Source organism: Bartonella sp. AP65SXKL, from assembly GCF_042195725.1.
Lineage (GTDB): Bacteria > Pseudomonadota > Alphaproteobacteria > Rhizobiales > Rhizobiaceae > Bartonella.
Genome location: NZ_JBHIOW010000036.1, coordinates 1 through 5,624, shown reverse-complemented (window position 1 = coordinate 5,624; position 5,624 = coordinate 1). Strand labels below are relative to the sequence as shown.

6 protein-coding genes are annotated in these 5,624 nt (G+C 41.4%); all 6 read left to right on the top strand.

What is annotated here, in order from left to right:
• Positions 1 to 480, top strand: a 480-nt coding sequence (locus tag ACFIMP_RS09325; protein ID WP_375686306.1) for a hypothetical protein, incomplete at its 5' end; no start/stop codon positions are given.
• Between the two features lie 684 nt (positions 481 to 1,164).
• A complete protein-coding gene (locus ACFIMP_RS09320; RefSeq protein ID WP_375610989.1) occupies positions 1,165 to 1,500 on the top strand; it encodes a hypothetical protein in 336 nt (111 codons plus the stop codon).
• A complete protein-coding gene (locus tag ACFIMP_RS09315) occupies positions 1,481 to 2,809 on the top strand; it encodes a PBSX family phage terminase large subunit (protein WP_375686305.1) in 1,329 nt (442 codons plus the stop codon). Before ACFIMP_RS09320 ends, ACFIMP_RS09315 begins: the two co-directional genes overlap by 20 nt.
• A 260-nt stretch (positions 2,810 to 3,069) precedes the next feature.
• Positions 3,070 to 4,236 (top strand): tyrosine-type recombinase/integrase, encoded by a 1,167-nt coding sequence (locus ACFIMP_RS09310; protein ID WP_375686304.1) that lies wholly within the window; start codon positions 3,070 to 3,072, stop codon positions 4,234 to 4,236.
• Between the two features lie 207 nt (positions 4,237 to 4,443).
• Positions 4,444 to 4,644 (top strand): helix-turn-helix transcriptional regulator, encoded by a 201-nt coding sequence (locus ACFIMP_RS09305; protein ID WP_345117207.1) that lies wholly within the window; start codon positions 4,444 to 4,446, stop codon positions 4,642 to 4,644.
• A gap of 99 nt (positions 4,645 to 4,743) precedes the next feature.
• On the top strand, positions 4,744 to 5,613 hold the full coding sequence (locus ACFIMP_RS09300; RefSeq protein ID WP_375686303.1) for a DUF7146 domain-containing protein: 870 nt from the start codon (positions 4,744 to 4,746) through the stop codon (positions 5,611 to 5,613).
• Positions 5,614 to 5,624 lie beyond the last annotated feature (11 nt).

The following is a 5,624-nucleotide window of genomic DNA, read 5'->3' as shown; positions in this document are numbered from 1 at the left end:
GAACCAAACGGACGTATATCACGTGCAAAAGCACCGCGTGAAGCCGTTGATAAATTGGCAATAGAAATGCGTGCAAAGCGCTTCGGTTTAACGCTACAGGAGGCAAAAAATCCACTTTCTGGTACCTATATCGGGCGGCTTTGTTTGCAAGGCGTGATTACTCAAGAGCAATATGATGCCGCGCAACAGTACCTACAGATAAGAAACGATTACCTTTGTGCAAAAGGCTTGCCTAATGCAATTTATGACGAAATGCCATCATCTTCTGATGATAAGGCAAGAGACAAATGGGTAGAATTTGCAACAGAGCAGTTTATAAACACGCAAGAGGCAATAAAAGAAGCGCAATGCCTCTATAGACAGTATAATCTTCACGCTGCGCTACAGTACCTCGTTATAGAAGATCAAACGCTACCATATCTTGTGAATTCATTACGCGTTGCTCTTAATGCGCTTCAGAAGTACTTTTCAAAAAAGTAGATGTGAAAGATATATATATCCATATATATATGGTATTGCAATAATAACTAAGGCGGTCATTATTGCAAATAAAAACGCAGAAATCTTTAATCTAAATCGCCAGAGTATGTTAATCGGAAGAGACATTATGGTGATTATTATGAAGCCTATTACAAACCATTCTATTCTATTGTTTTTATTAAAATAACGTCTTAGTATACGAAGATAGTTGTTTGCCTCTATAGAAATTATTCTAAATGGACCTGTAGAGATTTCTTTAGGGATGTCGTTATAAATATAATCCAACATTCCTTCTGAAATACAAGTAATAAAAGAGGACCGTTTTTGTAGATCACGAAAAACGGCAATTTGCCCCTTTGGGCATGGAGATTCCGAAGAAACATGTTTTGTTAATGGTTGACTACTTACATGACTAGTGAATAAGATACTTATTATTCCGAATAAGGAAATTTTCTTTAAATACGATAATAACATTAGATTTTATCTTGTTTTTCATTGTTGCATCTTCGCTTTATACAGATTCTCTTCAAATATATCAATATGTGTTATTTTTGTGTTGACAAAATGTAGCAAATCGTATTTAATGACATTGCTGTACTTAGGCGTATTGTGTCTAGAGAGGGAAATGTACAGTTCAAAATCCCCGCAAATGCGGGGTTTTTTATTATCTGGAGGGTGTATTTTATGACATCACAAAATACAGAACAGATTTCTCAAACAAAGAAAAAATATAAACCCCCTAAGGCAGGAATGGGGCGTGTTAAAGGTGTACCCAATAAGAATACACGCCTTTTGAAAGAGGCTATTCTTAAAGCTGCTGAATTGGCAGGCAATAAGTATGGCAAGGAAGGACTAATCTCTTACCTCGAAAAGCAGGCAATAAGATGCCCTGCGGCTTATTTAGCGTTGCTTGGGAAGATCTTGCCTTTGCAAGTGACGGGGGAAGATGGGGGCGCGATTAAGATCATAGGGCGTGTAGAAATTGCTCCTTTAACAATGAATGACGACAAGACAGATTAAGATTGTACCAAAACTCATTCCTATTTTTGCAGGAGACGCTTTGGTACGAGCGGCTTGGGGTGGACGAGGGTCTGGAAAGACAAGATCATTTGCCTTGATGGCTGCTTTAAAAGGCTATCAATTTGGTATGCAGGGGATATCGGGGACCATTCTTTGTGCACGTCAGTTTCAAAATTCGCTAGCAGAGAGTTCATTGGAGGAGATTAAGCGCGCCATTGAAGCCCATGACTTTTTAAGGGACTATTACAAGGTTGGGGAGTCGTCGATTAAGTCGATAGATGGTCGTATAGCCTTTCAGTTTTCTGGTCTGGACCGGAATATTGCGAGTATTAAATCGATGGGGCGCATTTTGCTTTGTTGGGTTGATGAGGCAGAGCCCGTGACAGAGACAGCTTGGCAGACACTTATTCCAACTTTGCGTGAAGAGGGCGAGGGGTGGAGAGCAGAGTTATGGGTGACATGGAACCCATTGCGAGAGAATGCCCCCGTTGAGAAGCGGTTTCGCTTTTCAGACAATGAAGCCATTAAGCGTGTAGAGATCAATTGGTCAGACAACCCGAAGTTTCCGAAAATCTTGAATGAAGCGCGGCTTGATGATCTGAGAAACCGCCCCGAGACTTATAAGCATATATGGGAAGGGGCTTATCTTACAGCAGTTCAAGGCGCTTATTATCAAAAGGAAATGTTGGCAGCCGAGCAAGAGGGGCGGATAGGGCGCGTTGCGCGTGATCCTTTAATGCAGATACGCGCCTTTTGGGATATCGGGGGCACAGGTGCTAAGGCAGATGCTACGGCGATATGGATAGCGCAATTTGTTGGTAGGGAGATCAGAGTACTTGATTATTACGAAGCACAGGGACAGCCTTTATCCGAACATATCGGTTGGTTGCGTCAAAATGGTTATGAGAAGGCATTGATGGTGTTACCCCATGATGGTGCGACGAGAGACCGTGTGCACAATGTGAGTTTTGAGAGTGCTTTGAATGATGCGGGCTTTGAAACACAGGTTGTTCCCAATCAGGGAGCAGGGGCGGTTAAGATGCGTATAGAGGCGGTGCGACGTATTTTACCTTCAGTATGGTTTAACGAAGAGACAACCGTAGCGGGTCGTAAAGCACTGAATTGGTATCATGAGAAATGGGATGAGAAGCGTAATATTGGCTTGGGAGCAGAGCATGATTGGTCCAGTCATGGGGCAGATGCCTTTGGACTGATGTGTATTTCATACAAACCACCAAAAGAAATACAAAAGCGACCAGCTTATAGCGGCAGAACGGAATATGAGAGTATCTCATGGATGGCAGAATGATGTATGATGAAGAGCATTTAGATAAAGAAAGTAACGCATCAGATTTGTCGACAGAAGGCTTATTTCGCAAGCTTGTGAGCTGGTGACAAGCTATTGATTTATAATGATAATCTAGCGTTATTCATATTGAGTTAAAGACCCGAATAACGTAAGATTCTCTTATTTCAAATCTGTTTATATTGAATCAATCAAAACCACTCGTTTGCACATAGCAAGTGGGATGAGTGTGTGGATAAAATTTGTATAAGAAAGGACTTAAAATGGCTCTTATGAACCGTCTTAATGCAAGATCTGTTGCAACATTAGGGGCTGGCAAATATAACGATGGTGCCGGCTTGTTACTTCACAAGCGTAAAGATGGAGGTGCTCAATGGATTTACCGTTATACCATTCATGGGCGCCGTCGTGAGATGGGCTTGGGGGCATTGCGAAACGTTTCTTTAAAAAAAGCGCGTGAATTGGCAAATCAATGGCGTTCTGTTTTGCATGAGGGTCGTGACCCTATTAAAGAACGCAATAAACAAAAGCGTGAAGCAATAAGCAATCTCCATTATTTAAAAGATATTGCCGTGGATGCTTTTGAAAGTCGTAAAGCTGAATTAAAAGGGGATGGAAAAGACGGACATTGGTTTTTACCATTACGTCTTCATATTCTCCCCAAATTAGGCTGTTTACCCGTTTCAGAAATTACCCAAACTGAGATACGCAATACTCTTGCTCCTATCTGGCATACAAAAGCTGGAACAGCTAATAGAGCTCTTAATCGTCTTAATATATGTCTCAAACATGCGGCTGCACTAGGATTGGATGTTGATTTACAAGCAACAGAAAAAGCACGTGCTCTCTTAGGCAAACAACGTCATAAAACGCAAAACATGCCCGCAATGGATTGGAAAGAGGTCCCTGCCTTTTATAAAACACTTTGCCAAACAACAATCCTAACACAACTGGCTTTGCGTTTGCTTATTTTGACAGGAGTTCGTACTTTTCCTTTGCGTCATATTCGTGAAGGTCAAATTGAAGATGATGTCTGGACAATTCCTGCTGAAAATATGAAAGGAAAGCGTGATACTACAACAGAATTTCGCGTCCCCTTATCAAAAGAAGCGCTGAAAATTATTGAACAAGCTCGTTGTATTTCTAAAAGTGATTTTCTTTTTTCTCCTACCGGTCGCGGTCCTCTTTCACATACGATGATGGCTTGGTATATGAGAAAAAATAAAATTGAAGCATGCCCGCATGGTTTTCGTTCTAGTTTACGCAATTGGCTTGCTGAAACAACCGATGCTTCCTATGAGGTTGCTGAAACTATTCTAAGTCATACAGTCGGAGGACAAGTAGAGCGTGCTTATCGTCGTACGGACTATCTAGAACAGCGCCGTGTTTATATGGATAAATGGGCGGCTTATGTCACGGGTCAATCTTAAGATATGGGGTGCATAACCCCATGATCTGTGGATAACTTTCTCTCTCTTCTCTTTCATTCTCTCTCAATAAGACTCATAAATTATCACATAAGAAATTATATGATAAAATATTGTTTTCTATGAATAAAACATCTTTCTAAATGAACCAAAATGTGGTTAATAAATAGTTATGATTTGTTACCATTTTTTGATAGAAAGGATTTTAGTATGACAGAAAATGATATTCTTTTGACAGACCGTGAAAGTGCAAAATTGCTTCATATGAGTGTCTCAACATTCCGCCGTCATGTAACCAATGGCTCTCTCCCAAAACCTTTAAAATTTGGTTTTTTGTCCCGTTGGTTACAATCGGATCTTATGAATGTCATCGAGCAAGCAAAACAGCAACGTCAAAGTGACGCGGCATAAAAAAAAACCTTGTCACGTAAGGACGGACAAGGCTTTCTCAAACTCATCACCCTAGAGATAGCACAATCCGTCCTATGACGCAACGTTATAGGATTTACAATGATGTGTTCTTTTAAGAATGCGCAAGGTATCACACGTGCCTTGCGCGGGGTTTGGCATGGGCGTTATGGAACAGCCCGTTGCCCTGCTCATGATGATAGGCTGCCTAGCTTATCCCTTGCCAATGGACATGATGGGCGTCTTTTACTCTATTGTTATGCTGGCTGCTCTTTTAGAGAGATCATACAAGCGCTTATTAGAATTGGATTGCTTGGAAAACAAGCTTATGATCAGACGCTCTCTTTCTCAAAACAGTTTTGTGCTGATCTCAAACGAGCAAAACAGAAAGCAGAGAGAGCAAAAGCAATTTGGCAACAAAGCCAACCAATCAAAAATACTTTAGCAGAAACCTATTTACGTATGCGGGGTATTACATGTGATTTGCCTGCTGATTTACGTTTTCATAGCAAATGTCCACACCCCTCTGGGGGTACATTGCCCGCGTTGGTTGCTCTTGTTAAGGGGGCTGGTTCCTTTGCCATTCATAGAACCTTTTTTAAAGACAATGGCTGCAAAACAGATCAGAAACCAGCAAAAGCCATGTTGGGATCTGTAACGGGTGGTGGGGTGCATTTAAGCCAAGCCAATCCAAAACATCTGGTCATTTGTGAAGGCATTGAAACCGGTCTGGCTCTTTTGTCTGGGTTGTTATCAGAGCCCGTTAATTTATGGGCTTCTCTTTCAACCAGTGGCATGATGCGTGTGAATTTACCCCCTACAAAAGGACGTCTGACAATTGCAATGGACGGCGATGATGCGGGTCGTAAAGCAGGTTTTACCCTAGCTGCACGTGCCTATAGCCATGGCTTTGAGGTCTTTATGATGCAAGCTCCAAAAGGAACCGATTTTAATAACGTATTACTTTCTTAAAAGAGGGAAAC